This is a genomic window from Seonamhaeicola maritimus (genome assembly GCF_008056315.1).
In the GTDB taxonomy this organism is placed as follows: Bacteria; Bacteroidota; Bacteroidia; order Flavobacteriales; family Flavobacteriaceae; genus Seonamhaeicola; species Seonamhaeicola maritimus.
In genome coordinates, this window is the sequence record NZ_VRKQ01000010.1 from 597356 (window position 1) to 619592 (window position 22237).

22 protein-coding genes are annotated in these 22237 nt (G+C 32.9%); 8 read left to right on the top strand and 14 right to left on the bottom strand.

Going from position 1 to position 22237, the window contains the following annotated elements; genetic code table 11:
- Nucleotides 1–34 precede the first annotated feature (34 nt).
- Complete coding sequence (locus tag FUA22_RS10805) at nt 35–1336, top strand: enolase C-terminal domain-like protein (protein WP_147769067.1); 1302 nt, start codon at nt 35–37, stop codon at nt 1334–1336.
- A gap of 1 nt (nt 1337) precedes the next feature.
- On the opposite strand, the gene FUA22_RS10810 is transcribed toward FUA22_RS10805, so the two are convergent.
- The 7 genes from FUA22_RS10810 to FUA22_RS10835 form a co-directional block, all read right to left on the bottom strand.
- Nucleotides 1338–2141, bottom strand: a complete 804-nt coding sequence (locus FUA22_RS10810) for a cyclase family protein (RefSeq protein WP_147768193.1) — start codon at nt 2139–2141, stop codon at nt 1338–1340.
- A 60-nt stretch (nt 2142–2201) separates the two neighbouring features.
- Nucleotides 2202–2915, bottom strand: a complete 714-nt coding sequence (locus FUA22_RS10815; RefSeq protein WP_147768195.1) for a hypothetical protein — start codon at nt 2913–2915, stop codon at nt 2202–2204.
- Between the two features lie 134 nt (nt 2916–3049).
- Nucleotides 3050–3418, bottom strand: a complete 369-nt coding sequence (locus tag FUA22_RS10820) for a cupredoxin domain-containing protein (RefSeq protein ID WP_147768197.1) — start codon at nt 3416–3418, stop codon at nt 3050–3052.
- A 37-nt stretch (nt 3419–3455) separates the two neighbouring features.
- The gene (locus FUA22_RS10825) at nt 3456–4004 is read right to left on the bottom strand and encodes a carboxymuconolactone decarboxylase family protein (RefSeq protein ID WP_147768199.1); all 549 of its coding nucleotides are present in this window, start codon (nt 4002–4004) and stop codon (nt 3456–3458) included.
- Between the two features lie 118 nt (nt 4005–4122).
- Nucleotides 4123–4290, bottom strand: coding sequence for a hypothetical protein (locus FUA22_RS18440; RefSeq protein ID WP_170309896.1), 168 nt, complete (start codon nt 4288–4290; stop codon nt 4123–4125).
- Nucleotides 4291–4381: 91 nt separating this feature from the next.
- Nucleotides 4382–5224, bottom strand: coding sequence for a helix-turn-helix domain-containing protein (locus tag FUA22_RS10830; protein ID WP_147768201.1), 843 nt, complete (start codon nt 5222–5224; stop codon nt 4382–4384).
- A gap of 37 nt (nt 5225–5261) precedes the next feature.
- Nucleotides 5262–7385, bottom strand: coding sequence for a Tex family protein (locus tag FUA22_RS10835; RefSeq protein ID WP_147768203.1), 2124 nt, complete (start codon nt 7383–7385; stop codon nt 5262–5264).
- A gap of 263 nt (nt 7386–7648) precedes the next feature.
- Here FUA22_RS10835 and FUA22_RS10840 point away from each other — a divergent pair, with 263 nt between their 5' ends.
- Nucleotides 7649–9175, top strand: coding sequence for an alpha-L-fucosidase (locus FUA22_RS10840; RefSeq protein WP_147768205.1), 1527 nt, complete (start codon nt 7649–7651; stop codon nt 9173–9175).
- 314 nt (nt 9176–9489) lie between these two features.
- Here FUA22_RS10840 and FUA22_RS10845 read toward each other — a convergent pair whose 3' ends face one another.
- From FUA22_RS10845 to metG, 3 genes are all read right to left on the bottom strand, one after another.
- Complete coding sequence (locus tag FUA22_RS10845) at nt 9490–10014, bottom strand: ferritin (protein ID WP_147768207.1); 525 nt, start codon at nt 10012–10014, stop codon at nt 9490–9492.
- A 195-nt stretch (nt 10015–10209) separates the two neighbouring features.
- Nucleotides 10210–12630 (bottom strand): TonB-dependent receptor, encoded by a 2421-nt coding sequence (locus FUA22_RS10850; RefSeq protein WP_147768209.1) that lies wholly within the window; start codon nt 12628–12630, stop codon nt 10210–10212.
- Between the two features lie 334 nt (nt 12631–12964).
- Nucleotides 12965–15019 carry a methionine--tRNA ligase gene (gene metG / locus FUA22_RS10855; RefSeq protein WP_147768211.1) on the bottom strand — a complete coding sequence of 685 codons (2055 nt, stop codon included), beginning with the start codon at nt 15017–15019 and terminating at the stop codon, nt 12965–12967.
- An 81-nt stretch (nt 15020–15100) separates the two neighbouring features.
- Here metG and FUA22_RS10860 point away from each other — a divergent pair, with 81 nt between their 5' ends.
- The 4 genes from FUA22_RS10860 (at nt 15101) to FUA22_RS10870 (ending at nt 17288) form a co-directional block, all read left to right on the top strand.
- Entirely contained in the window at nt 15101–16117 is a 1017-nt protein-coding gene (locus FUA22_RS10860) for a S66 peptidase family protein (protein ID WP_147768213.1), read from the top strand.
- A 45-nt stretch (nt 16118–16162) separates the two neighbouring features.
- Nucleotides 16163–16417 (top strand): hypothetical protein, encoded by a 255-nt coding sequence (locus tag FUA22_RS10865; protein WP_147768215.1) that lies wholly within the window; start codon nt 16163–16165, stop codon nt 16415–16417.
- 104 nt (nt 16418–16521) lie between these two features.
- On the top strand, nt 16522–16674 hold the full coding sequence (locus FUA22_RS18535) for a hypothetical protein (protein ID WP_206667100.1): 153 nt from the start codon (nt 16522–16524) through the stop codon (nt 16672–16674).
- Nucleotides 16675–16676: 2 nt separating this feature from the next.
- Nucleotides 16677–17288 (top strand): HEAT repeat domain-containing protein, encoded by a 612-nt coding sequence (locus tag FUA22_RS10870; protein WP_206667101.1) that lies wholly within the window; start codon nt 16677–16679, stop codon nt 17286–17288.
- Here the strand turns inward: FUA22_RS10870 and FUA22_RS10875 are convergent.
- The 4 genes from FUA22_RS10875 to FUA22_RS10890 form a co-directional block, all read right to left on the bottom strand.
- Nucleotides 17285–19042 carry an energy transducer TonB gene (locus FUA22_RS10875; protein ID WP_147768217.1) on the bottom strand — a complete coding sequence of 586 codons (1758 nt, stop codon included), beginning with the start codon at nt 19040–19042 and terminating at the stop codon, nt 17285–17287. The two genes, FUA22_RS10870 and FUA22_RS10875, sit on opposite strands and share 4 nt — an antisense overlap.
- Nucleotides 19043–19053: 11 nt before the next feature.
- The gene (locus FUA22_RS10880; RefSeq protein ID WP_147768219.1) at nt 19054–19593 is read right to left on the bottom strand and encodes an RNA polymerase sigma factor; all 540 of its coding nucleotides are present in this window, start codon (nt 19591–19593) and stop codon (nt 19054–19056) included.
- An 89-nt stretch (nt 19594–19682) separates the two neighbouring features.
- Nucleotides 19683–20252, bottom strand: coding sequence for a helix-turn-helix domain-containing protein (locus tag FUA22_RS10885; protein ID WP_147768221.1), 570 nt, complete (start codon nt 20250–20252; stop codon nt 19683–19685).
- A 126-nt stretch (nt 20253–20378) separates the two neighbouring features.
- Nucleotides 20379–21146 (bottom strand): TerB family tellurite resistance protein, encoded by a 768-nt coding sequence (locus FUA22_RS10890; RefSeq protein WP_147768223.1) that lies wholly within the window; start codon nt 21144–21146, stop codon nt 20379–20381.
- A gap of 122 nt (nt 21147–21268) precedes the next feature.
- Between FUA22_RS10890 and FUA22_RS10895 the strand changes: the two genes are divergently transcribed.
- Both FUA22_RS10895 and FUA22_RS10900 read left to right on the top strand, forming a co-directional pair.
- A complete protein-coding gene (locus tag FUA22_RS10895; RefSeq protein WP_147768225.1) occupies nt 21269–21679 on the top strand; it encodes a BrxA/BrxB family bacilliredoxin in 411 nt (136 codons plus the stop codon).
- Nucleotides 21680–21795: 116 nt separating this feature from the next.
- The gene (locus FUA22_RS10900; RefSeq protein ID WP_147768227.1) at nt 21796–22194 is read left to right on the top strand and encodes a hypothetical protein; all 399 of its coding nucleotides are present in this window, start codon (nt 21796–21798) and stop codon (nt 22192–22194) included.
- Nucleotides 22195–22237: the final 43 nt, after the last annotated feature.

The following is a 22237-nucleotide window of genomic DNA, read 5'->3' on the forward strand; positions in this document are numbered from 1 at the left end:
TAATAGTTAGTATCTTGTATGAAAACTAAACTATATGCAAACCAACCGCCGAAAGTTTCTAAAAACAGCTGCATTAACTGGGGCCGCTTCTACCTTATTACCTTTTACTTCCTGTAAACCTGAAAGTCCTACAACGCAGATTAACAATTCTATTGATTATACTTTAATAGACGAAGCCTTAAATAAACCTGTTTTAAAAAGAGAACTGTTTTCTAATCCTGTAATCATTGAAACTATAGAATTGCTTCGGGATAGAGATAACTTTATTTGCAGGGTAAGGTCCAAAGATGGTGCCGTTGGCATTTCAATAGGGCATCCTTTTTATACTGAAATTGGGTATCCCATGTTTAACCGAGTCAAAAGGCATTTTATAGGCAAAGACGCCCGAGACTTAGATACATTAATTCATAACGCAGCTGTAGGTAACTACAGATTGCATGGCATTCCTTTAAACGTTCAAATGGCAACGCTTGAATTTGCTATTCTGGACATGTTGGGAAACATTGCCAACAAACAGGTGGGGCAAATCATTGGTGATATTCACAATCAAAAAGTATCTATTTATTTAGGCACTAGAATTAATGAACTTAGAAAAAGAGAACCCGAAGAATCCCTTGAATTGATGTACCAAGATTGGGAAGAAACCAAAGCCAAAGCCATAAAATTACGTGCAGGTGTTGGAAATAATGTTGGAAATGATAGAGACATCGCTCCCGGAAGAACAGAAAAACTGGTAAAACTTGCCCGAGAAAAATTTGGTGATGACATGAATTTAATGATTGATGGCAACGGCACTTACACCGTGGATGGTGCTATCAAATTAGGGAAACTGCTGGAAGAATATAACTATTATTTTTATGAAGAACCTATCCCCTATGAATGGTATGAAGAGCAAAAACAAGTCCAGGAAGCCCTAAACATTCCAATGGCAGGTGGCGAGCAAGAGTCTCGTCTTCATACTTTCAGGTGGTTGATAGCCAATGATGTTTTTCAGGTGGTACAACCAGATATATTCTATTTCGGCGGGATGATTAGAACTAAACAAATCTCTCGAATGGCACAGGTTATGGGACAAACCATAGCACCTCATATGTCATCAGGAGGCCTTGGTTATTTATACATGCTACATATGGTTTCGGCATGTCAAAATGCAGCCGAATTTCATGAGTTTAAAATGTTTGCAACCAAAGATGCTAACGGAACAGTTATACCTGTTGAAAGTAAAGCAGAACCTTTTGAAAGTATTGATGGTGTCATTAATGTCCCGACCGGTTCCGGCTTCGGTATAAATATTGATCCTGATTATATTAAAACTCATAAACCGATGGCATTATAAATTAGTCATTTACAAATGCTACAATACGCAAAGGCGCTCCGCTACCACCTTTTATTTTCATTGGTAAAGCAACCACATCAAAACCTTTTGAAGGTAATTTATCAAGATTGGTTAAATTCTCAAAAGCTGGAATATTTTCAGACAACAAAATCACATGCGCTTTAAAAAAATTTGATTGGCCGTAGTCAATACTTGGTGTATCAAGCCCAATAGAATTGATATTTCGGTTTTCTACCAACCATTTTGCAGCTTCAGGTGACAACCCAGGAAAGTGTAATAACTTAACCGCCTCGGGACCACGCTTGTCCGTACCTAAATATTTCTTCTTATCTGGATAGTACTTAGAAAATCCCGTTTCCAATAACACAATACTGCCATCAGGAATTTGCATACTGTTCTTCTTTTCCCAATTGGTGAAATCTTCAATTCTTATCAAATAGTCAGGGTTTTCTAGAGCGAGCTCAGACACGTCAACTTTAATGGCAGAACCGATTAGTTTTTCTAAAGGAATTTCATTTACATACTGTTTATTAGCGGCAAAGTGTATAGGAGCATCTATATGGGTGCCTCCATGTTCAGCTGTAGTAAAGTTATTGGCAGCATAATAATAACCATGGTCTGTATGTCCTTCGGCCACAACATCCATTTCAAATTCTTTGGCGGTCACCCAATACACGGTTTCTTCGGAAAACTCATGGGTTAGATCTATTATTTGCCTTTTTGAAGGTCTGGGTGCTTCAGGTTCCTTTTTACAACTAAAAAAAATTACAAAAGTGAGTAGCGTTGAAATTATAACAGTCTTCATCTTAAATATCTTAGTTAAACACTTAAAGATAAATAAAATACAGCGAAAGGAAATTTACATCTACTCGTAATTGGTAGTAATCTCAACAACCCCATTACCACCTCTCATGCCCCAATGAGCTGCTTCATTACCCATTAAAACCTTAAGGGTTTTAACTTCTATGGGGTGTACTCCAGAAATATCATTTATAACAATCCCGTCAACCACTAATAATGCATAAAGACTAGCATTAATAGAGTTCAACCCTCTGGAGTCAAGGATGATTTGAGGGCCCGTAGCCCCAAAATCTCCCGGTTCTGCAGCTTCAACTATAGAAGGATCAACCACTTTAGCTTGCGGGTACACATACTGAACAACATCATAAATAGTGGCTAGCTGGTCAAAATTTTGGTTATAATCTAATAAGTTTTCCACACAATAGTTCAATTCATCCTTGGACATATGCTCACTTTTAACAACATCTTTATAAGCCTCTTCTTCTTGAATAACTATTAAATTTATAAAAAGATACTCCTCACCTTTTATTTTAATGCGTTGAGAATGAAAGCCTCCGCCATAAAATGATAACTGATCATTTTTGTTACATACTATTGAGAACTTTCCATCTGCATCAGACAGGACTTCAACATTTGTTTTCTTTGAAGTAACTTTTATATTCTTTAAAGGGTATTTTTTAAAAGCTACAATTTCACCATTTACAGTATGGTTTTGAGCCATACAATAACTGGTGCCTAATAAAAAGAATAAGGCTAAACTAAGAGTGAAAGATTTCATGATTTTCGCGGTAAGAAAATTAAATACTAATTTAATAATTTAAAGCGACATTAAATAATCTTTAAACCTCTTTTGTTACTAAAAAAGCCTCCGAATTATCGGAAGCTTTTACAATGTTAAATATCAATCTTTAATTAGTTAACCAGCAGGGTATAATGTGGTGTTGGGTTAAGAGGACAGAAATATACATACTCTCCTTTTGTTAACTTGGTGGGCTTTGTTTTTTGTGTTTCACCCTCTTTTACAACTTCAGTTACATAGGCTGTTTTTATATGATTTTCTGGATTACTTGCATCTTTCCCTTTTTGGACTAAAACCAAACCTACTTCTTTAGCAGCATGATTATTTGATACTTCAAACACATAAGTACCTTCATTCACGGTTATTTCTTTTTGCGTAAATTCTTCTTTTGTTTGTTCTAAAGCAATAGTTTTTACATCTTGAGCATTTATATTAATTGTAAATACAAGTGCTATTACTAATGTTGAAATTAAATGTTTCATTGTTTACTAGAATTTTAAATTAATACTTGGTTTATTACTATACGGCAACGATTTCTAAAGGTTGTACTTCTGGAAAATCAACAGGTACTTGCGTAGTTTTATGTATATAATTTGAAATGGTTTTATCTCCAACCAAAGAAATAACATCAATTAAATTGCCTTTTGAATATCCTTCATTAAAAAAGTTTTCAAGTACTTCGTCATCGGTAGCACCTCTATTTTCAGTGATGTTTCTTGATAATCGCGCTAAAGCATCTAATTTTGAATTAAACGAAGCTGCTCCCGTTCTTAATTCCAAAATTTGTTCATCTGTAAATCCGTTCATTTTTCCTATAGCTGTATGCGCAGATAAACAATACACACATTGGTTAACTTCACTCACTGCTAAATTCACCACTTCTTTCTCTTTAGCCGATAATGATGTTTTAGCATTTGAAAAGGTTAAATAGTTTTCTAGGGCAGTATCACTATGTGCATAAGTAGCATATAAATTAGGTACAAATCCCAATTCTTTATTAAGATTATCGAAAATTGCTTGATTGTTTTCACTTACTTCATTTCTTGTTGGTACATTAAATGTGTTCATAATTTTATATTTATAATGTTTTAAAATTTGTTATTTGTTCGGTACAAAGTTGCTTCTAAAGAGCTTATTATACCATGATTAAATTTCCCTTTGAATAGTCAATTTTTCCCAATAAAAGTTAAACAGTAACTTTAGACTCATTATGAACCTCATCAGAATCACAATAAAAATCATGCAGCTGCTTGTGCTCACAATGTTTTTCTGGGTTAATAGAATAATTTTGCTTGCTTCTTTTTCCTGTAAATATTTCAATAAGATTGAAAATTGATATGTGTTTTAAATTCATGACTTTGTTTTTTTAATTGAACAGTACAAAGATGAATTATAACCATACTAGAAACCATAGATAGATTTCCTTTGGTCTTGTCAATTTTTCCCTAAGCAGCTAATTTGTGTTGTTTTTTAAAATCAGAAGGAGATATTGAGGTGTACTTTTTAAACAAACGACTTAAATGAGAAGCATCTTCAAAACCTACTTCAAAGGCAATTTCCTTTGAAGTCTTTTCGGTATATATTAAAAGGCGTTTCGCTTCCAATACAATACGCTCATGAATTATTTTTAACGGACTTGTATTTAATTTGGCAAAACCATTAGACAAAGTTTTAGGAGATTTAAACAAAGAATCAGCATAGAATTGCACGCTATGTTCTGTTCTAAAATGTTCTTCTACTAAAACATTAAATGCTCTTAACAATTCTGTTTTAGCATTTTTGGAAGTATCACTTAATTCCTCTTTAGCCTTCAATAGCCTTGTACTTTTAATTATAAAACGTGCCATAAGCATACGTAGCATTTCAGCTTGAATAGTATCTTTAGTTTCTAATTCATCAACAAAAACTTCATGTAATACATTGAATTTAAACTGCTCGCTATCGTCTAATTGAATTATGGGGTTTTGAACATTTCCAAAAAACAACAAACCAGCACAACCAACTTCTTGGTCATGATCTTTAATGCAATAAAACTCTCTATTGAAGAAATACACTTTTAGGTTTTCTCCTTTTAAAAACTGAAAATACTGAACTGCCGTTAACGCCAAAATACTATTTGGAGGTATACTTATAGGGATACTATCTACTAAAACCTCTGCCTTAGTTTTTGAAGTTCGAATAAATACATAAATATCTAATCGTTTTGAGGATTTATAAGGCACCAATAAAGATTCATTGCCAACCTTTAATAGTGCATTTGTAGAGAATTCAGAAAATGAGTGCGTCATGATTACTATGTCTGTAAAGACACAATAACATTACAATTTATTTATGAAGCTTTAACTGAATGCGCTTTCGAGGAATATCAACAGCTAAAACTTTTACAATAATTTGTTGGTGCAAATGGACGTGTTCATTTACATCTTTTACAAAACTATCAGAGAGGTTTGAGACATGAATCAACCCACTTTCTTTAATTCCGACATCTACAAAGCACCCAAAATTGGTAATGTTGTTTACAATCCCTGGTAAAAGTTGTCCTTCACGTAAATCGTTAATTGTTTTTATATTCTGATTAAACGTAAACACCTTGGCTTGTTCTCTAATATCTAATCCGGGTTTTTCTAATTCCTTCATTATATCTTTCAATGTTGGCAAGCCGATGGTATCCGTACGATACTTTTTAAGATCAATATTTTTAAGTGTTTCTGGATTACCAATAAGGCTATTAATAGATTTACCTATATCTTTTGCCATTTTAGTAACAACAGAATAACTTTCAGGATGCACTGCCGAATCATCTAATGGGTTTTTAGCGCCTTTAATTCTTAAGAAAGCGGCTCCTTGCTCAAAGGCTTTATTACCTAAACGAGGCACTTTAGAAATTTCCTTTCTTGAAGAGAAGGGGCCATTTTCATCACGATGGTTAAAAATATTTTCTGCCAATTTAGGTCCAATACCAGATACATAGCTTAACAACGATTTACTTGCTGTATTAATATTAACACCAACTGCGTTTACACAATTTTCAACGACTGATTCCAACGATTTTTGAAGCTTTGTTTGGTCTACGTCATGCTGATACTGACCAACTCCAATAGATTTAGCATCTATCTTCACTAATTCTGCTAATGGGTCTTGCAAACGACGCCCTATGGAAACAGCACCACGAACAGTAACATCATAATTAGGAAACTCTTCTCTTGCTATTTTAGATGCCGAATAAATACTAGCACCGGCTTCACTTACCACAAAGACTTTAATGTCATTTTTAAACCGTATTCTTCTAATTAAAGCTTCCGTTTCTCTTGAAGCGGTTCCGTTACCAATTGCAATGGCTTGAGTTTTATAAGCATCAGCTAAAGAGCTTATTTTCTTCATGGCTCCAGTGATATCATTCTTTGGTGGATGCGGATATATAGTTTCATTGTAAAGTAATTGCCCTTGGGCATCTAAACACACAACTTTACAACCCGTTCTGAATCCAGGGTCAATTGCTAAAACTCGTTGTTCTCCTAAAGGAGACCCTAACAATAATTGTTTTAGGTTTTTAGCAAATACTGATATTGCTGACTCATCCGCTTTTTCTTTTGCTATTTGCAACGCTTCATTACTTAATGATGGCAATAACAACCTTTTATAAGCATCTTTAATGGCCAACTCAATTTGGTCTGCACATTCATTATTTGAACGAATGATCCTGTTTTCAATTTTATCTAAAGCTCTTTCATTATCAATTTCAATCTTAACTCTTATAAAGCCTTCTTTTTCGGCTCTCAAAATAGCTAGTAAACGGTGTGACGGAATTCTACTTAGAGATTCTTCCCAATCAAAATAATCTTGGAACTTTTGTGCATTTTCTTCACTTTCCTTAGTCTTCACAACCTTGGTAGAAATCATAGCATAACGTTCTAATTGATGCCGTATATTATTCCGAATATCGGTACGCTCATTTATCCATTCTGCAATAATGTGGCGCGCTCCTTCAAAAGCATCATCAATTGATGCAACCCCTCCTTTAACATACCTATAACCAATAGACTCCAGATCATTGGCATTTTGACTCATAATAATTTTGGCCAATGGTTCCAATCCATTTTGTCTTGCTTTCTCAGCTTTTGTTTTTCTGCTTTTCTTAAACGGAAGGTATAAATCTTCTAAGCTGGTCAAGTCTTGTGCAGATTCAACTTTTTGATGTAATTCCGGTGAAAGTACATCTTGTTCTCCCAATGCTTTTAAAATAACTTTTTTTCTTTTTTCTAAAGCTTCAAATTGTTCTTTAAACTTAACTATTTCTCCAATTTGAACCTCATCCAAATTACCAGTTCGTTCTTTTCGATAACGTGATATAAACGGAATGGTACAATCTTCATTAAGTAATTCTAAAGTGTTTTTAACCGATTTTTCGGGTAATTGAATATGACCAATTATATAATTGAGAATTTGCATTTATTTATGTTTGAAACAAACGCAATTTAGAAAAGAATCTTGTTTTGAAAAGTGTTTCAAGACATTTATATCAGCATTTTTTGAACAACAACTTGGTTTTCATTTACTGTAAGTTGCATAATTATTATAAAAACCAGTAAAAATATGGTCTCTTAAGTTCCAAAATGACCATTCGTTCTATTAAATAAATCAAATGAAACCCTTGAACAACTAGAAATTATGAAAATTTGTAAACCATTTTAATCAAATATTCTAAATTAAACATGAAACACATTTTCAAAATCTTAATAGTAGTTCTTTTAGTTTTTGCTTGTAAGAACAATGAAGAAGTTAAAACTACAGAAAGCGAATCCAAAGTATTTGAAGCTAATTGGGAATCTTTGGCAAATCATAAAGCAGACCCTGAATGGTTTCATGATTCCAAGTTAGGAATTTACTTTCATTGGGGTGTTTATAGCGTTCCTGCATATGGTTCAGAATGGTATCCTTATAGATTATATCGCGTTAACGAATATCCAGATTACAAAGAGTATCATGAGAAAAATTATGGTAAACTAGAAGAATTTGGTTATCATGATTTTATTCCCATGTTTAAAGCTGAAAAATTTGATGCTGAAAATTGGGCTGACTTATTCAAAGCAGCTGGAGCAAAATTTGCCGGACCTGTAGCACAACACCATGACGGATTTGCTATGTGGGATAGTGAATTGAATCCTTGGAACTCAGCAGATATGGGTCCCAAAAAAGATATTACCGGTGAAATCTTAACAGCACTTAAAAAGCGAGGATTAAAAACAATGACCTCTTTTCATCATGCACGATTAAGACAACGTCATGAGGGTGACTCAATTAAATGGGATACTTACAATAGTCATTTTGCATATCATCCAGATTTTCCAACATCAGCGGAAGATGCAGATCTTAAAAAATTCTATGGAAATATGCCGCAAAAAGAATTTGACCAATATTGGTTAGATCAAGTAAATGAGGTTGTTGATAAATATTCACCAGATATGCTATGGTATGATGTATGGTTAAATCATGTTGCCGAAGATAAAGTTCAAGAAATGTCTGCGCATTTCCTTAACAATGGACTTAAAACTGGACAAGAGCCTGTATTAATTGCAAAGCATGATGACTTACCAAAAAACATGAGTGTTTTAGACATTGAACAGGGAGGAAAGAAAGACGTGTCTGAAAAAGTATGGATGACCGATATCACAGTTAGTGATAAAGGAAGTTGGTGTTACACTCATGGACAAGTATACAAGTCACCTGAACTTTTACTTAGAAATATGATTGACGTTTGGAGTAAAAATGGTGTGGTGCTTTTAAACATTTCTCCTATGGCGGATGGAACCATTAATAAAGAACAACGCGAATTATTAACTGGAGTTGGATCTTGGTTAGATACTTATGGAGAATCTGTATATGGTACAAGACCATTCCATATTTATGGTTTCGGACACGCAAAAGCTGCCGATGGTGCCCATGGTGGACAATCTGCTAAAGTGGAATATAGTGCTGATGATATTCGTTTCACTACTTCCAAAGACAAAAAATCCCTTTACGTTTTCCTTCTTGGTAAACCTGAACCGGGTACTAAAATTAATTTAGGAAAACTAAATAATATTGGATATGGTCCTGCAACACCTGTTAAACGCGTTGTTGAATTAAAATCTGGGAAAGAAGTTGAATGGGAAAGAACTGAACGTTCACATTCATTTATTATTCCTGAAGATGTTGAATTAAGCGGTTTGGCGAACGTTTTTAAAATGGAATTGGAATAATTATTTAAAATATTTACTTATATAATAAAAGCGCTCTTAATATTAAGAGCGCTTTTATTATATATTAAGTTTTTAATTAAGCTACTTTTTTAAGTAAATCATAACATGGGCACTTCTTACACCTTTTCTTTTCACTTTTTTTGAATTTCTTGCAGCAGCTATCTTTAACCTTATCGGTTGAAATAACACCTAATTTTTTAAGTTTTTTAACGGCCTTTTTCTGCTTCTTTTTGCCCACAACCAAATCGATAGTTACAAATATAAAGCAAAGATATATTATTTTTAATTAATCTAAATAAGATTAACTGGTGAAATTATGCACCTCCCAGGTTAGGAGCTGCTGCCGTACTTACCGTTAAGCTTTCAATGTCTCTATCGAATAAATAAAGCCCTCCTTTATCATCACCGATCAAATTAATTTTATCAAGAATATTTCGTGCTACCGCTTCTTCCTCAATTTGTTCAGACACATACCATTGTAAGAAGTTATGGGTTGCATAATCTTTCTCTTGAAGTGTAATATGAACCAACTCATTAATGCTTTGAGATACAAACATTTCGTGCTTCAATAATAACTCAAACATATCTTTAAACGATTCAAAAGTAACATCAGGTTCTTTTAATGCCGAAACTTTTGCATGACCTCCGCGTTCATTTACAAACTTCACCAATTTTAGCATATGCTCACGCTCTTCATCAGATTGGGCATACATAAAACCAGCAACACCTTCTAAACCCTTAACCTCAGCCCAACATGCCATGGCTAAATAAATTTGTGAAGACTCAGCCTCTATTTTAATTTGATTATTTAATGCGTCTTGTATAGTTTTTGATAACATGATATTTGTTTTTAGTAAAGTTAAATAATTCTTTACGCATTATCTAATCTCAAGATATATAGATTAGTCAGTATTCACTAAAATAAAACATGAAAATAGTTTTATCAAAGAATTCTTGATTCTAATTCTCTAAACAATACTAGCTATTCCTGTTTTTCCATATGATTAAAATATATGAGTATAGGCAAATTATGATTAATTCACCTTAAGAGGTATTTGTTCTGTAAAAACAGTTCCAGAAGAAGTAACACCTTCCAAATAAATATCTAAGTTTAACTTTGAAGGATTATATATGGTGAAATTTATTTTGCTGTTTTTATCAACTTGAGGATTTGGAATCCAATCAACCACCCCATAATCTATAAAAAAATCATCTTGATATGAACTATATTTAGGAACGTAATACTTTTTTGAAGCGGAAAAAGTTAATGGAAATTCAAAATTTCTAAAATAATTAGGTTTGTTTTTACCAGAAAACACATTCGATGTAAAGATTTTTATCACACCAGCAACCCCTCGTAAGCCTTCACCAAAACCATTGGGGTCATAAGTAATATAATCAACACGACTCATATCAAAATTCGTTAAGAACTCATAATTATTCAATAGCACACCGTCCAAGTAAACCAACGGACTAGGGTTTTGACTACTAAATGACTGAATATTTCTATTAGATATTATTAAATTTCCTCTTTGCTCAGTTGCCCAAAAACCTACCATATAAGCATTTATATAATTCGATAAAGTTAAATTCATGCCTCTCTTTTGGTCATCAAAAACATCAACCCTTCCAAAAACTCTAGCTTTTAATTGTTCATTTCTTTCATTATCTAAATTAGCCTTAACAACAATCTCCTCTAACTTCTGGACATCTTCTAAATCAATTAAATTAAAAGAAGCATGTTCATAGGTTTTAAACAGGTCGTTTTGTTCTGGAAAAACTGATTCAATATGAGATGACATATAACTTGGGAAAATTGATGGAGTAAATTGCAAATACAAACCTGCCTTTTGCGGCTTACTTACTTTGTCTAAAATACTTAAACTTAGATTTTCATTTTCCTTTGGAAAAAATCCCGATTTTATAAAACTCCTTTCACTTTTAGGAAGATCAATAAAAAACCCCTCTCCATTTTTTAGCGGATAAATTAAGATAGTGGTTTTCGTGTCTAAATTGTTATTTAGATTTCCTTTTACAACTATTCCATCCTCAAAAACAAAACTATTATTTTCATTGTAGTCAAAAATATTCTTCCAATTATAACTGCTCCATCCTTGCGTTATTAATAAATTATCTAACTCATATATTTTTTGCCTTGATATATCCCTAAAATAATAGTCTGCATATTCCACATTACTATTAAGATATACCTGTAAATAAGCGTATGAAACTAAACTTTGCTGCCTTTTATATGATTTAGATTTTTCCGGAAGAATTGACAAACTTAGATTTATTTGATCCTCATCCGAAAATTTTCGATTAATTGGAATGGTAACATAGGAAGAATCTCCTTTTTGCTTTATTAATGGCTTTGTTGTTTTTGCAAAATCTATACCTTCGTAATTAAAAAATAACCGTTCTAAAATAGGTTGGTTTTTTTCGTTAAACAAAGTTATGATATTCAATCCTGAGTACATATTTTGTAAATCTACTATTTGATTTAGTTCAGTTTTATCAAAATTCAATTCTATAATCTTAATAGATTTGCCATTGTGAATAACCATTTTGTAAGCCTTTCCAATAATAGTTTTGAGTGTTTCTGGGTTTGTTTTAAACTCTATAATTACTTTATCCTTAATCCTATTAATATGAATTGCTATTCCTTTTCTTTCAACCGAATGTATCTTATAATTTAGAACTTTGTTTAAATAATCAATTTTTACATTATAAGTTTTATTTACATCGGGATATATCAGAAAACGACCTATACCCTTATTATTTACTTGAAACTCAGTGATAAATTTATTATCTGAGTCATACACTTCCCCTTTTAAATTTGGAACACTATATCCATCAGTATTTTTAATAATAACACCAACGTTCGTTTTAACACCATGAATAAAATGGCCTCCTTCAGGTAAAAACTGAGCATCTAAAATAAGTTCAACTTCTCTATGATTTATAATATTGGCATCTAAATAATTAATCACTTTAAAACTTTCAATGAAGGCGTTTGGTTCATTAAAGTTTTTCATCCAATTCGTAAAAGCTTTGAAGGTATATTTACCAGTTGTAAATAAACTATCTATTTTAAAAATATTATTAGCAACACCATTATCTATTTTAATCAACTTTTTTTTAACTACCCGATCTAGACTATCTAATATAATGCAATACAAATTTTTTGTTAAGCTAGATGGTATTTTCAATCCTTTATCTAATACATATGCCTTAAAACCAATAGGTTCACCCTGTAAATAAGTAGATTTATTTAGATGACAATAGGCAATTTCCCTATATGGTGTAGTATAGGAATCATAACTTTCGATTATGCTCTGAAGCTCCTTCTTTTGAGCATTTAATTGAACAACAGAGGATAAAAAATAAAAAATGATGATTGCATAAGAACTAAACAAGCTTTTTCTATTTGAAAATTTTTTAATAGTATTAGGCATAACGATTAAATTTAGTCTCAATGAGACCTCGAAAGTTAATCAAAAAAAACTATTGAAAGAAAACTTCTTATAAGAGCTTATTAAGCTTATTTTACTCAATCTATGTATTGCTTCTAATTGGAAATATTGACTATTCCCGAGGAGTTTAACCGAGAAACAAAATAATATATGACAAAATAGAGCTAAAAACACTTCTCTTAGTTGCCTAACACATCTTTTATGTCTAAATGTTATATTCTATTCATTATCTAAGGAAAGTGAAGTAGAAAAACGAGCTGTAAATAATGTGAGACACATTCTTAATCGAACCAATAAGTAAGGTCCTTAATAGCTTCTAACTTATCTGCAGGCCATTCCCAACCGAAGCATCATCAGGATTTACAAACACTAATTTCCCATCAGGAGTTTCAGTCATCAATATCATACCTTGGCTTTCAACACCTCTCAATGCTCTAGGTGCTAGGTTCACTAAAACACTGACACGTTTATTAATAACTTCTTCGGCAGTAAAACTTTCAGCAATACCAGATACTATGGTTCTGGTATCAATTCCTGTATCCACTTTCAATTTTAATAGCTTTTTGGTTTTCGGCATTTTTTCGGCTTCCAAAATAGTCCCCACTCTAATGTCCAGTTTAGTGAAGTCTTCAAATGCAATCGTGTCCTTTTGTGGCTCTACGGTTTTATTAGCCGCTTCATTAGCTTTTCTCCTAGCTTCTAACTTGTCTAATTGGGTTTGAATGGTTTTATCTTCAATTTTAGAAAATAGAAGTTCAGCTTTCCCTATTTGATGACCAGCAGGCAAAAGAACACCTTTGATAGAAATATCATTCCATCCATTTTCATCAAAAGCCAAAATTCTTTTCAGCTTATCTGAAGTAAATGGCAAGAATGGCTCACACAAAGTTGCTAAAGCACTAGCTATTTGAAGCGCCACATACATGATGGTTTGTGTTCTGGCTTCATCCACCTTAATCATCTTCCAAGGCTCTTCATCTGCAAGATATTTGTTTCCTAAACGGGCTAAATTCATAAGCTCTTGACCAGCTTCTCTAAAGCGGTAACGTTCAATAGAACTTGCAATCACGCTTGGGTATGCTTTTACCGCCGCTAATGTTTCTTCATCTACAGAGGTAAACTCACTTGCCGTTGGCACAACACCTTCATAATACTTGTTAGTCAATACAACCACACGGTTAATAAAGTTTCCGAAGATAGCAACCAATTCGTTGTTGTTTCTAGCTTGAAAATCTTTCCAAGTAAAGTCGGTATCTTTTGTTTCAGGAGCATTGGCATTTAACGAATAACGCAACACATCTTGCTGACCTGGAAAATCTTTTAAATATTCTGGTAACCAAACCGCCCAATTTTTTGATGTAGACAATTTGTTGCCTTCTAAATTTAAAAACTCATTGGATGGCACATTTTCAGGTAAAATATAGCTCCCTTCGGCCTTCAACATAGAAGGGAAAATGATACAATGAAATACAATATTATCTTTCCCTATAAAATGAACCAGTTTGGTGTCTTCATCTTTCCAATACGGCTCCCAATTTTTTCCTTCGCGTTCTGCCCATTCAATGGTAGATGAAATATAACCAATTGGCGCATCAAACCAAACGTACAATACTTTTCCTTCTCCGCCTTCAGCGGGCACAGGAATTCCCCAATCTAAATCGCGGGTAACAGCTCTTGGTCGTAAGCCATCATCAATCCAAGATTTTACTTGTCCGTACACATTAGGTTTCCAATCTTTTTTGTGTCCCTTTAAAATCCATTCTTTCAAAAAGTCTTCGTGTTTATCTAAAGGTAAAAACCAATGTTTTGTTTGTTTTAAAGTTGGTGTATTCCCTGTTATGGCCGATTTCGGATTAATTAAGTCAGTAGCATTGTGACTAGTTCCACAATTTTCGCATTGGTCACCATAACTCTCTTCATTTCCACATTTAGGGCAGGTACCAACAACAAATCTATCGGCTAAAAACTGATTAGCTTCTTCGTCATATAATTGCTCTGTGGTTTCTTCAATAAACTCACCTTTTTCATCCAATGTTTTGAAAAAATCGGATGCTGTTTTATGATGAATAGGTGCCGAAGTTCTTGAATAATTATCGTAAGTAATTCCAAAATCTTCAAACGATTGCTTGATAATTGCATGGTATTTATCTACGATATCTTGAGGTGAAACTCCTTCATTTTTTGCTTTAATAGTAATTGGTACACCATGTTCGTCACTCCCGCCAATAAACGCTACATCATTACCTGTTAAGCGTAAATAGCGTACATAAATATCTGCAGGCACATAAACTCCGGCTAAATGCCCAATATGAATTGGTCCGTTAGTGTATGGCAATGCTGTAGTTACAGTGTATCGTTTTGGTTGGCTCATAAATTCCCTGTTAAAATCTTTACTAAGCCGCAAAAGTACACATTTTAAGAGCTATTTAGAAAAAAAATGTACATTTACATTATGTCGAGAAACCTACTAATTATATGCATGTTTTGTGTTGCATTTTTCTTCGGAAAGTTTGAAACAATATCTCAAAATCATGCAATTGAAAAAAAAGCAAATACGTTGAAACAGCCGCCATATTTAAAAGCAGGAGATACGGTTGCCATAGTGGCACCTTCAGGAATTCTTAAAAACAGAATTGGAGAAATTAATAAGGCCAAAGCGCTTTTAAAAAGTTGGGGGTTACATACTGTTATTGGTGAACATGTGTTTAATCAGAACCATCATTTCGCAGGAACCGATAACGAACGTTGTGAGGATTTTCAAAAAGCTTTAGACGATTCAAAAATTAAAGCTATTTGGTGTGCAAGAGGCGGTTATGGCTCAGTCAGGATATTAGATAAACTAGATTGGTCAGTCTTTAAAGAAAACCCTAAGTGGATTATTGGTTATAGTGATATTACTGCTATTCATAATGAAGTCCATAATTTAGAAATTCAATCCATTCACGGTATGATGTGTACCAGTTTACAGGATGACACCGAAACTATTAAAGAAACCATAAAAACTTTTAAAGCTTCTCTTTTTGGCCAAAGCATAAGCTACACCTTAAAGGGTTCTGACTTCAATAAACAAGGAACGGTAACCGCTCCTATCGTCGGTGGAAATTTATCCATTTTAAGCAGTATGTTGGGTTCTAAATCTAGTATTGATACTTCAGGAAAAATTATATTTATAGAAGAAATTGGCGAATACAAATATCATATTGACCGTATGCTTCAAAGTTTAAAACGAGCCGGTTATTTTGATAATTGTAAAGGGCTTATTGTGGGTGATATGACAAAGGTGAAATCTAACACTACAAAGTGGGGCTCATCTGTTGAAAAACTTGTTTTAGATGTTCTTTTGGATTACAATTTTCCTATTGCTTTTAATATGCCCGCAGGTCATGAAAAAGACAATAGAGCATTAGTGTTTGGCAGGAATGTGAACTTAATCGTTAAAAAGGAACAATCAACTATTATTTTCAAGTAATTTTAGGCTTTATCATAGATTTGTATGGAATTTAAAACCCATTCTATGATGAAAAAATTACATTTAGTATTAGCGGTTATTATGCTATCATTTTCTATAAGTGCAAATGCCGACACAATCAAAAATTCAGATTTAAATTTAAACAATCCAGATGTACGTAAGTGCCTGTTGGATGCTACTAAAAGTGAAGGCTGGAATTTAGCTTCTGTTTACTTAAATTCTGATGACAAATTAGTGTATATTTTTGATAAAGGAAACGACACAAAAATTTACACAAGTAAAGAAGTATTTACTAAGTAAAAACATTTCTTACTTCAAGAAAAGCCAACTATTCTTTTATGTTTAGTTGGCTTTTTTTATTTACCTTATCCTTGTCTATGTAGTTCTATTTGTTATTCGATATTATGGGATTTTATGATTTATCAAAAGAAGAACGAAATGTTTTAGTTGACAAAATCAATGAAAGCATAAAAGCAGATTTGATTTCGAATAAAACCAAAGTTGTTATTGAATACTTTTCTGATGAAGACACCTATATCAGAAAAACGGGTACTTAGCTATGGGCAAAATATTTTACGCAGAACCAGAACTTCAATCTACAATCCTTTCAACTTTAAATAATCTACTAAAATCTGATGTTGACAAGGTTAGACAAACCACTATAAATGCTGCCGGAGAAGTTGGTAAATTTCATTTTGATAAAGTGCAGCATTTTTTTGATACTGGATTATTTGATAAACACCATTCTGTTAGAAATGCGGTGATTGGATCGGTTAAAAAAATGAGCGAAAAGAACTCCATTCCAGTTTTAGCTTGGGCCAAAACTTATTTAAAGCATCCAAACAAAGAAGTGAGACGAGAAATATGTCATGGTATTGAATTACGTGGTAGAACACACCCACAAGATATTTTACCTCTTTTAAAAACATTAGAGTTTGATGAAACCAAACGAGTAACCGATACACTTATTCATGTTTTAGGCCAAATAGCTTATAAAAATGGGTGTTTACAAACCGTTGTTAACCACCTTAAATCTTGGGAAAACAAAGTACTAGTTGAAAAAGCTTTAGATGAAATTGTTGATGTACATGAACGGTATAAAAAGTTTGCTATACTAACTCAACAAGAGGCTATTGATTATATAGATGCAAATTACATCTCCAACAATTAAAACAACTTATTCAATTTTTTTAATTCGACTTTTAAACCTTCTAAATCCACCTCTTTGAAGTTGAATTCCACTTGAGGGTTTTCTTCCGTAGTAGTTTCTACTACATCCAGAAATATTTTTCCTTTATCTTTTTTTATAGCAATAAGAATTACTTCTTCATTTTCAGGGACCATTTTAAAATCGAATACTTTACCTGACCTTCTGCTTGGTAAAACTGAGTTCCATGATTTAAAAACCATATTAACTCTTATGTCGCCTTGAGCATCCTCTATTCTCACAGTATACCTAAGTTTATCTTTAGTGTTAATAAACCTATCACAGTTTATCCAACCCAATTTTGAAGTTCTTAAAACATAACTATTAACCTCGGCTACAGAAACATTTTTATTATCATTTGAGCTTAACTTACTCTCAACCCTGTTAATAAATATAGAGTCTCTATTTCTTCTATCTATTAATGAACGACCCACACTTGCCGATCCATCAGCTTGAAAGATGATTGGTAATGAAAAAGGCACATTCACTGCTCTACCTCTTTGCTTGCCAGGTTTCATTTTAGGCAATAATGCAATGACTCTATTGGCTTCAATTTCTGATTCTAGTTCTGAGCTTCTAGACCTAATATCAACTACATGACCATTTTTATCAATCTTGAAAATGACATTGATTCTTTGTTTGCCTCTAAGCCCAATATCATTTACCATTTGAGTGTTAAAGTTTCGCATAACAAATTGGCTAATTCTTTCGCTTGTACAATTTCTGGTGTTATTTCTACTCAAATTTTCACAACCGGGATAGACTGGAACTTCTTCAATAACAGCAAAGGGCACATCTATTTCTTCTTCTACAATTTCTACCAATTCAATTTCATCAACCAAAGCTGTTTCTTTTTGAAGATTCCAATTTATATTACCTCCATCCCAATTTCCAGAAAACATCTGCATATTTTTCTTTTTTGTCGGAAATATGATTTCTATAAGTGTATTTTCATTGAGTAGTAACTTCTTATCATTCTGTTTGGCCTCAATAAAGAGCATGCCCCCTGTTTCCAGGAATTGTCCATCCGATTGGGTTGATAAATTTGCCAGTAACATATCTGAAAGCTTATAATACTCCATTACTTTTAAGTCGATATTTCCAGTAACAATTTGATTATTATCATCTACAAATGAATTTGCTTTTATTATTAGTTTAGTGCCTTCATTACAGATTATTGTACTGTCAATAGCTACATTTATTGTAATGGTTTCAGGAATTTTTTCTGGAATTTTAACTTCTGTTATTTCAGTTTGAGGTTTTATATTTTCTTTTTCAACCACCTCCTCTTTTTGTAAAACCTTTTCAACTTTTGAAGTGTCAATTAAAAGTATTTCGTTAGAACTATCTTTGGGCGTTGTTAAATCTAAAAATGGTTCGGAGTCTTTTACTTCAATCTCTACTGGATTGGTTTTTTCTATTTTGGCATCTTTAGAGTTTTTGTGCATGAAAACAATTGCTACCAAAACAACTATTACCGAAGTAAACCCGAAATACTTAAACCATTTATACTTGATATAAACCTGTTTTCCTTTTTTAACATCTGCCTTTAATTGTTGACGCTTCATCCCTTCTAAAAAAAGAACATGATCTTCAAACTCTTTATTAAAAGAGGCATCCGCCTTTAAACGATTTTTAAAAATTTGAATTTCTACTTCAGAAAGTCTTTCATTTAAATAATCATTTATCAACTCTATAGTTTGTATGTGTTTTTCCATAATTTCCTGAATTAAGATTGAACTGTTTTACTAGTTTGATAGATGTCTTTTGCCTTTGTTAGACACTTATACTTTTGGTTTTTTGCAATCTTTTCAGATTTAAATTGCATCACATTTGCTATATCTTTAAAAGACATTGCCTTGTGATAAAACAACCTTAAAAGTTCTTGACATCGTTTCCCTAATTCGAGAAATGCGTTTTCTGCAAGTTGATATTTTTTCTCTTCTAAAACACTGTGGAAGTGCTCTACTTCATTTTCATTTAAATTATGTAGTTCTTGTTTAGAAAATTTCTTTTGGGTATCCTTCCAAATAAATCGAGATACCGAATATATATATGTGTAAAATGAAGATGTAAGTTTAAAATCTGATTTTTCCAGATTTCTATTTAAAATAATGAGTGCTTCCTGAAAAACATCAGAAGCATCTTGTTTCTGACCTCCTTTTGATAAAATAAGCGCTTCAATTTTAGGATATAAACCGTATAATTTACTAAATGCTTTTTCGCGTTGACCTTGTTTAAAAAGTTCTAAGATTTTTTTATCGTTCATAAAACTGCTTTTCTACTTAATGGTCAATTTGTAAAAAGGTCTCCTAAATTTATTCTATTTTTTTAACTACTCTGAAATATTAGTAAAAATTAACCGCGTTGAGCCCTAATAAAAGGAATTGATAAAGGGTAATTAAAAGTGCCCTTGCTAAGTGCAGAACGGATATTGATTGCACTAACCAGAATTCCAAATAAAACTACTGCGGCTGTTCCGAAAAAGTTGAAACCGGGAAAAGGGAAAAAAGCCAATAATGAGACAAAAAATAATAGAGTTATCGTACAATGAAAATTAATTACTGCACGCCCATGCTTATCGTAGGTTTTATTGTCTCCAGATTTATGAATCCATAAAAACAAGGGAAATAAAATATTTGCAAAGGGGATGATTAACCCTAAAAATGGAGAAGCATGAAAAAAAAGCATCCACTTACGTTGAATAACTTCTTCGTTAGGGTTTTCTAATACAATGAGGCTATCTAGATTTACATCAAGCCCGATGGCTAATAATTTAACCGTTTGTAAATGAGGCTGGACTTCACCTTTTTCTATTCGTTGAATTGTACGCACTCCTACTGAAGATTTATCAGATAAGTCTTCTTGGGTATATCCTTTTAATTTTCTTTGATAAAGAAGATTTTCGCTTATAGTTTGTTTTTTCATTTTTTTGATTTTGATGATACAAAGCTAAATCAACTTCTTTGTTTTTAACACGTCATTTAAATGTCACCTAAATGACACTTGCAGTTTTTATAAGGGTTGATACGTGATAAAATGAGATTTTATGTTCTAAAACCTCAACTCTTTCTGTAAATGCTCATAAGCTTCCTGAACTTGTCTAAACTTTTCTACGGCACCTTTTTGGTGTTCTTTACCTAAGTGAATGACTCTATCAGGATGGTATTTTTTAGCCATTTTGCGGTATGCTTTTTTGATTTCATCAACAGTTGCTCCTTTTTCAAGTTCCAGAACGGTATATGCATTATCGCTACTATTGTAGAACATGGCCTTTATACTTTCGTAATCACGCGCATTAATTCCTAAATAACCCGCCATGATTTGAATTTGGCGTTCTTCGTCTTGCGTAACAATACCATCCGCTTTTGCTATGCCAAATAAGAAATGTATAAGTTGTAAACGCGATGGGTGATCCATCATTTGTTTAATTTGCAAACACACTTGTCGTTTAGAAATCTTTTGTTTGCTTATGCCTTTAAACAGTTGAAACGCGTGATTTGCTCGCTCCTTTCCATACATATTAGAAAACTGCTGACGTACATAATCCAACTCGCGTTGGTCTTGTTTACCATCGGCTTTTATAACAATAGATGCTAAAACAAGCAAACTAACTTCAAAATCACCTGATTGTGTTTGTGGACCTTGAGACCTACTTCTATAAGTTGTTCTTTTTCTCCTTTTTCCTTCACCTAGCAGCGTATCTCCATTCCCATTTGTCATAGAATCAATAACACTACCTAAAGCAACTCCAATAATAGCACCTATTGGCCCTCCAAACGACCAACCTAATGCGCCTCCAATCCATTTTGAAAAACTCATGTAATTATAAATTTTATTTATCGTCAAATATAATATTAGTTAGTTGACTGCAGAACTAATTTGTTACACAATTGGTATCTTTGCTTCGCTAAAAAAATTGTTAATTATTAAAATTTAAAAATATGTATCCAGCAGAATTAGTAAAACCAATGCGTGAAGACTTGACAAATGTTGGTTTTGAAGAATTACATACACCAGAGGCAGTTGAAGCTGCCTTGGCAAAAGAAGGCACTACTTTGGTAGTGGTAAACTCTGTATGCGGATGTGCTGCAGCAAATGCACGTCCTGGAGCTAGAATGAGTTTGCAAAATGCTAAAAAACCAAATAATATTACTACTGTTTTTGCGGGAGTTGATAAGGAAGCTGTGGCAAAAGCCAGAGAATTTATGATTCCTTTCCCTCCTAGTTCACCATGTATGGCATTATTTAAAGATGGCGAATTAGTTCATATGTTAGAGCGTCATCACATTGAAGGACGTCCTGCAGAACTTATTGCAGAAAACTTAGTTGATGCTTATAATGAGCATTGCTAAAAGGTTAAAAAAGCAAGTCTGAATATAAAGTATAAACCACGATGATTATCGTGGTTTTTTTATGTTTTTACGCAACCTTTTTAAGGTCATTCCATCTTTAAATAAAAGAATTGATTATGAAACCACTACAAAAACATCTATGGATGAGTACTTTCCTTTGCCTCTTTTTTTTGGCTTGTTTACCAGATGATGGAGAATCTTCAGACTATGATCAGGAATTGGAAACACTAACAATCTTAAAGGCGCAAATTGAATCTCTTGCAGCAAATTCTGCTTGCAACGATAGTTCTGATTGCAGATATATTGCCTTTGGAAGTAAACCTTGTGGTGGCCCTTGGAGTTACTTAGTTTATTCAACCTCAATTGATACAACCGATCTTGAAAATAAGGTAGGCCAATACAATCAATTAGAAGCTTTATTTAATGCCAAATGGGGTATAGCTTCAGATTGTGTAGTTGTTACAGAACCCGTTGATGTTATTTGTGAAAATAATATTTGTGTAGCCGTTTACTAAACCTGAGTTTATTTATTTTTCTTCTGCGAAAAATTCATGTACT

Bases quoted from the DNA above. Each gene is read 5' to 3' on its own strand.
- FUA22_RS10900 (WP_147768227.1), top strand. From the start codon at position 21,796: ATGAAACCACTACAAAAACATCTATGGATGAGTACTTTCCTTTGCCTC.
- metG (WP_147768211.1), bottom strand. From the start codon at position 15,019: ATGAGCCAACCAAAACGATACACTGTAACTACAGCATTGCCATACACT.
- FUA22_RS10805 (WP_147769067.1), top strand. From the start codon at position 35: ATGCAAACCAACCGCCGAAAGTTTCTAAAAACAGCTGCATTAACTGGG.
- FUA22_RS10850 (WP_147768209.1), bottom strand. From the start codon at position 12,630: ATGCCTAATACTATTAAAAAATTTTCAAATAGAAAAAGCTTGTTTAGT.
- FUA22_RS18535 (WP_206667100.1), top strand. From the start codon at position 16,522: ATGGGATTTTATGATTTATCAAAAGAAGAACGAAATGTTTTAGTTGAC.
- FUA22_RS10890 (WP_147768223.1), bottom strand. From the start codon at position 21,146: ATGAGTTTTTCAAAATGGATTGGAGGCGCATTAGGTTGGTCGTTTGGA.
- FUA22_RS10875 (WP_147768217.1), bottom strand. From the start codon at position 19,042: ATGGAAAAACACATACAAACTATAGAGTTGATAAATGATTATTTAAAT.
- FUA22_RS10885 (WP_147768221.1), bottom strand. From the start codon at position 20,252: ATGAAAAAACAAACTATAAGCGAAAATCTTCTTTATCAAAGAAAATTA.
- FUA22_RS10825 (WP_147768199.1), bottom strand. From the start codon at position 4,004: ATGAACACATTTAATGTACCAACAAGAAATGAAGTAAGTGAAAACAAT.
- FUA22_RS10860 (WP_147768213.1), top strand. From the start codon at position 15,101: ATGTCGAGAAACCTACTAATTATATGCATGTTTTGTGTTGCATTTTTC.
- FUA22_RS10870 (WP_206667101.1), top strand. From the start codon at position 16,677: ATGGGCAAAATATTTTACGCAGAACCAGAACTTCAATCTACAATCCTT.
- FUA22_RS10835 (WP_147768203.1), bottom strand. From the start codon at position 7,385: ATGCAAATTCTCAATTATATAATTGGTCATATTCAATTACCCGAAAAA.
- FUA22_RS10840 (WP_147768205.1), top strand. From the start codon at position 7,649: ATGAAACACATTTTCAAAATCTTAATAGTAGTTCTTTTAGTTTTTGCT.
- FUA22_RS10830 (WP_147768201.1), bottom strand. From the start codon at position 5,224: ATGACGCACTCATTTTCTGAATTCTCTACAAATGCACTATTAAAGGTT.
- FUA22_RS10880 (WP_147768219.1), bottom strand. From the start codon at position 19,593: ATGAACGATAAAAAAATCTTAGAACTTTTTAAACAAGGTCAACGCGAA.
- FUA22_RS10895 (WP_147768225.1), top strand. From the start codon at position 21,269: ATGTATCCAGCAGAATTAGTAAAACCAATGCGTGAAGACTTGACAAAT.
- FUA22_RS10865 (WP_147768215.1), top strand. From the start codon at position 16,163: ATGATGAAAAAATTACATTTAGTATTAGCGGTTATTATGCTATCATTT.
- FUA22_RS10845 (WP_147768207.1), bottom strand. From the start codon at position 10,014: ATGTTATCAAAAACTATACAAGACGCATTAAATAATCAAATTAAAATA.
- FUA22_RS10820 (WP_147768197.1), bottom strand. From the start codon at position 3,418: ATGAAACATTTAATTTCAACATTAGTAATAGCACTTGTATTTACAATT.
- FUA22_RS10815 (WP_147768195.1), bottom strand. From the start codon at position 2,915: ATGAAATCTTTCACTCTTAGTTTAGCCTTATTCTTTTTATTAGGCACC.
- FUA22_RS10810 (WP_147768193.1), bottom strand. From the start codon at position 2,141: ATGAAGACTGTTATAATTTCAACGCTACTCACTTTTGTAATTTTTTTT.
- FUA22_RS18440 (WP_170309896.1), bottom strand. From the start codon at position 4,290: ATGAATTTAAAACACATATCAATTTTCAATCTTATTGAAATATTTACA.